We start from the raw sequence: 4,840 nt of genomic DNA, 5'->3' as shown, positions 1-4,840 counted from the left end.
GGTGCCCGACCTCGCCGTGATGACCGACATCGCGCTCGACCCCTACAACGCCAACGGCCATGACGGGATCGTGCGCGACGGCGTGATCGTGAACGACGAGACGGTGGAGGCGCTGGTCCGCATGGCGCTGGCGCAGGCGGAGGCGGGCGCCGACATCCTCGGGCCGTCCGACATGATGGACGGGCGGATCGGCGCGATCCGGCAGGCGCTGGAGGGGGCCCGGCACACGAACGTCGCCATCATGTCCTACGCGGCCAAGTTCGCTTCGGCCTATTACGGCCCGTTCCGCGATGCGGTGGGCGCCTCCGGCGCGCTCAAGGGCGACAAGAAGACCTACCAGATCGACCCCGCCAACCGGCTCGAGGCGCTGCGCTGCGTCGAGCGCGACCTCATGGAGGGCGCCGACATGGTGATGGTCAAGCCCGGCCAGCCCTATCTCGACATGGTGCGGCAGGTGAAGGACCGCTTCGGCGCGCCGACCTACGCCTACCAGGTCTCGGGCGAGTACGCGATGATCCAGGCTGCGGCGGCGAACGGCTGGATCGACGGCGACAAGGTCATGCTCGAGAGCCTGATGTGCTTCCGCCGGGCGGGCTGCGACGGGGTGCTGACCTACTTCGCCCCGCGGGTGGCGCGCGCCCTGAACGGCTGAACCGACCCGACGCAAGGCCTTGCGGTCGCGTCGGCGGGAAACCGCAGAAATTGTGGTTGGCGGGATGACATTGCCGCCGAGGGGGGGTATGCTCCCCGCCATCAGCCCGTGGCGCGGAACGACCGCGGGCAAGGATACGGCATCGAGGCACAACGGAGAGGCAAGGCCCATGAGCAGGCTTTCGCGGCGCAACTTCCTGATCGCGGGCGGGTCCGTCCCGCTTCTCGCGGCATGCGGCAACGGTCTCAACTCGGGCGGCGGCGAGCGGATCGACGCCCGCGTCGACGCGGCGCTCAACTTCATGGTGCAGGAGGTTCCCGGCACCGAGACGCTGATGCGCGATGCGGCGGGCATCCTCGTCATGCCGCTGGTGACCGAGGCGGGCTTCGGCTTCGGCGGCTCCTACGGGCGCGGCGCGCTCCGGATCAACGGCACCACGGTCGACTACTACTCGGCCGCATCGGGCTCCTTCGGCCTCCAGATCGGGGCGCAGCAGTATTCGCACACGCTCTTCTTCATGACCGAGGAGGCGCTGAGCAACTTCCGCAATTCGCCCGGCTGGTCGGCGGGCGCCGACGTGCGCTACGCCGTGAACGCCACGGGCGCGACGCTCGGCGTGGACACGACGGCGCTGCTCGATCCGGTCATCGCGGTGATCTACGGGCAGGCCGGGCTGATCGTCGGCGCCACCCTCGAGGGCACGCGCTACACCCGCATCCTTCCCTGACGTCGCCGCCCGAGCGGGCGGCTTGCAATTCCCTCCGGCCCGGGTAGACCGGGGCCATCGTCCACGCCCGAGGTTGCATGGCCCTCCTGCTGCGATGGCTTCTGAGGATCGTCACCGTCGCCGTCGCGCTCAGCGTGGCGGCGATACTCGTGTTCGGCTGGATCGCCGCGCGCTCGATCCCCGACTACGAGGCGGACTGGAGCGTGCAGGGGATCACGGCACCGGTCGAGATCGTGCGCAACACCGCCGCCGTGCCGCACATCTTCGGCGAGACCGACGCGGACGTGTTCTTCGGCCTCGGTTTCGCCCATGCGCAGGACCGGCTGTGGCAGATGCTCATGTTGCGGCGGACGGCGCAGGGGCGGCTGTCGGAGCTGTTCGGGCCCGCGACGTTGCAGATCGACGACCTTCTCCGGCGGCTCGACATCGACGGGCATGCCCGCGCCTCGGTCGCCGCGCTCGAGCCCGAGTCGGTAGAGGCGCTCGAGGCCTATGCGGCGGGGGTGAACGCCTGGCTCCGCCTCGTGGGCGAGGAGGCGCTGGGGCGCGGCGCGCCCGAGCTTCTGCTGTTCGAGCCCGAGATCGCGCCCTGGCGGCCGGCCGATTCCGTCGCGATCACGATGATCATGGCGCTCCAGCTCGCCGGCCACCACGAGGAGGAGGTGCTGCGCGCGCGCACCTCGCTCGCGCTCGGCGATCCCGACCGGCTGTCGGACATCCTGCCCGAAGCGCCGGGCGAAGGGACCGCCGATCTCGCCGATTACGCCAGCCTCTTCGACGCGCCCCTGCCCCGCTTCGCCGAGGCGGTCGGCACGCCGCGCCATCCCCTGCATCCGAACGTCCTCGGCCTCGGGCGCGGCGGGGCATCGAATGCCTTCGCGGCCGCCGCCTCGCGCTCGGCGGCGGGCGGCGCACTCCTCGCCAACGACCCGCACCTTGGACTGACCGCGCCGACGATCTGGTATCTCGCGCGGCTCGAGCTTTCGACCGGCGGCGTCATCGGCGGCACGATCCCCGGAATGCCGATGATCCTCGCCGGCCGCAACGACCGCCTCGCGTGGGGGCTCACCTCCTCCTACCTCGACGACATCGACCTCTACGTCGAGGAGGTGAACCCCGAAAACCCCGAGGAATACCGCACGCCCGACGGCTGGGCGCCCTTCGGGACGCGCCGCGAGATCATCGAGGTCGCGGGCGAGGCGCCGGTGACGATCACGCTCCGCACCACGACGAACGGGCCGGTGATCCCGGGCAGCCATTTCGACTTCGCCACCGTGACGCCGCCCGGCCACGTCATGAGCATGGCCTGGACCGCGCTGACCGACAGCAACACCTCGATCCAGACGGGCCTGAGGCTGATGCGCGCGGGCACCATCGAGGAGGCGCTGGCCGCCGGCGAGGACTTCGTCGCGCCCTCGCAGAACCTCATGGTGGCCAGCGCGGACGGGCGCATCGCCATGCAGGTGATCGGCCACATGCCCTGGCGCTCGACCCAGCACCAGACGCAGGCGCGGATGCCCTCTCCCGGCTGGGTGGAGGAGAACCGCTGGCTCGGCGTGACGCAGTACTTCGCCAATCCCCGCTTCGTCGATCCCGAGGGCGGCATCCTCGGCAACACGAACAACAAGACGGTCGACCGCGATTTCCCCCTGCACGTCAGCTTCGACTGGGGCGACACGCAGCGGATCACGCGGCTGACGCGCCTCATGCAGGACCGGCAGGTGCATACCCGCGACAGCTTCGTGGAGGCGCAGCTCGACACCGTGTCGGCCGCCGCGCGCAACATCCTGCCGCTCGTCGCGCGCGACCTCTGGTTCATCGAGGAGGCCGCGCCCGAGGGCACGCCCGACCGCCGCAGGCAGGAGGCGCTGGAGCTGCTGGCCGAGTGGAACGGCGAGATGAACGAGCACCTGCCCGAGCCGCTGATCTACGCCGCCTGGATGCGCGCGCTCCAGCAGCGGCTGATCCGTGACGAGCTCGGGCCGCTGGCCGACGAGTTCTGGCAGGTGGAGCCCATCTTCATCGAGCGCGTCTTCCGCGACGTGAACGGCGCCGCCGAATGGTGCGACGTGGCGCGCTCGACCGCCGACGAGGACTGCACCGAGATCGCCCGCCGCGCGCTCGACGACGCGCTGCAGGAATTGGCCGAGCGCTACGGCGATGATCTGGAAAGCTGGCGCTGGGGCGCGGCGCACGAGGCGCAGCACGATCATCCCGTCCTCGGCGAGACGCGGCTCATGTCCTGGCTCGTGAACATCCGGCAGCCGACCTCGGGCGGCGACTTCACGCTCCAGCGCGGCGCGACGCCGGGCGACGGGCCGGACCCCTACGCCAACACCCACGCGGCGGGCTACCGGGGCGTCTACGACTTCGCCGATCCCGACAGCTCGGTCTTCGTGATCGCCACCGGCCAGTCCGGCCACCCGCTCAGCCGCCACTACGATGACCTGGGCGAGCTGTGGCGGCGGGGCGAATACGTCCCGATGACGCTCGACCCCGAGCTTGCGCGGGCCGGCAACATCGGGATCACCGTGCTCACCCCCCGGTGAGCCACCGGCGCAGCGCGCGCCAGCGCTGCGATCGTCTTCGCACGCGCTCCTCCGCGATCATTTCCGCAAAGCGGCGCTGTTCGTGATCGTATTCGCCCTGCGGCGGCGGGGGCGGCCTCATGCGGGGACGGTCTCGCATAACGTGGTTCCTTGATCTATGGTTGCGGCCCGAAAATGCACCGGCGCCCCGCCGCCTTCGACAGCGAAGATCGCAACCGGGTTTTCGGAAATGAAAAACGTCCTCTCCTGGGACGACCTCATCCTCTTCGCCGCCGTGGCGCGGGCGGGCACGCTGACGGCGGCGGCGGAGCGCAGCGGGTCGAGCCCGGCGACCCTGTCGCGCCGGATGAAGGCGCTGGAGGCGCGGCTGGCGCGCAGGCTCTTCCACCACGGCGCGCTCGGCTATGCCCTGACGGCGGAGGGGCGGGCGCTGCTCGATCTCGCCGGGCGGATGGAGCGGGCGGCCGCCGACATCTCGGAATGGCGCGCGGCGCGGGACGGGCCGGTGCGCGTGCGCATCTCGGCCGGAACCTGGACCGCGCGCCACCTCGCGCGGCACCTGCCCGGCTACTGGTCGCCTGCGTCCGACTGGGTGCCGGAATTCGTCGAGGGCAACCGCGACATGGACATCGCGCGCCGCGAGATCGACATCGGCATCCGCAACCGGCGGCCCGAGCAGGCCTGGCTCGCGGGGCGCCGCACCGGCATCGTGGACTACGCCGTCTATGCCTCCGGTCCGGAGGTCGAGGGATGGATCGGCGCCTCCGAAGACGCGGCCGGAACACCCTCGGCCCGCTGGGTGCGCGAGGTCCATGGCGCGGGCATCGTGACCACCGCGAACGATCCGCGCCTGATGCTGGAGCTGGCGCGCGCGGGCGTCGGGCGGATCGTCCTTCCGGTCTTCGCGGGCGA

4 protein-coding genes are annotated in these 4,840 nt (G+C 71.1%); all 4 read left to right on the top strand.

What is annotated here, in order from left to right; genetic code table 11:
- The coding region (gene hemB, locus ACTS11_RS07680) for a porphobilinogen synthase (RefSeq protein WP_442639739.1) at positions 1–652 on the top strand (652 nt) is incomplete at its 5' end.
- A 169-nt stretch (positions 653–821) separates the two neighbouring features.
- On the top strand, positions 822–1,379 hold the full coding sequence (locus ACTS11_RS07675; RefSeq protein ID WP_442639738.1) for a YSC84-related protein: 558 nt from the start codon (positions 822–824) through the stop codon (positions 1,377–1,379).
- 77 nt (positions 1,380–1,456) lie between these two features.
- Positions 1,457–3,928, top strand: coding sequence for a penicillin acylase family protein (locus tag ACTS11_RS07670; protein WP_442639737.1), 2,472 nt, complete (start codon positions 1,457–1,459; stop codon positions 3,926–3,928).
- Positions 3,929–4,157: 229 nt separating this feature from the next.
- Positions 4,158–4,840 (top strand): LysR family transcriptional regulator (locus tag ACTS11_RS07665; protein ID WP_442639736.1); only part of this gene is annotated, 683 nt, incomplete at its 3' end.

Source organism: Roseicyclus sp., assembly GCF_052168335.1.
Taxonomy (GTDB): Bacteria; Pseudomonadota; Alphaproteobacteria; order Rhodobacterales; family Rhodobacteraceae; genus Roseibacterium.
This window is presented reverse-complemented; position numbering and strand designations above follow the sequence as displayed.

Excerpts from the sequence above, each read along its gene's own strand:
- ACTS11_RS07675 (WP_442639738.1), top strand. The coding sequence starts at position 822 with ATGAGCAGGCTTTCGCGGCGCAACTTCCTGATCGCGGGCGGGTCCGTC.
- ACTS11_RS07670 (WP_442639737.1), top strand. The coding sequence starts at position 1,457 with ATGGCCCTCCTGCTGCGATGGCTTCTGAGGATCGTCACCGTCGCCGTC.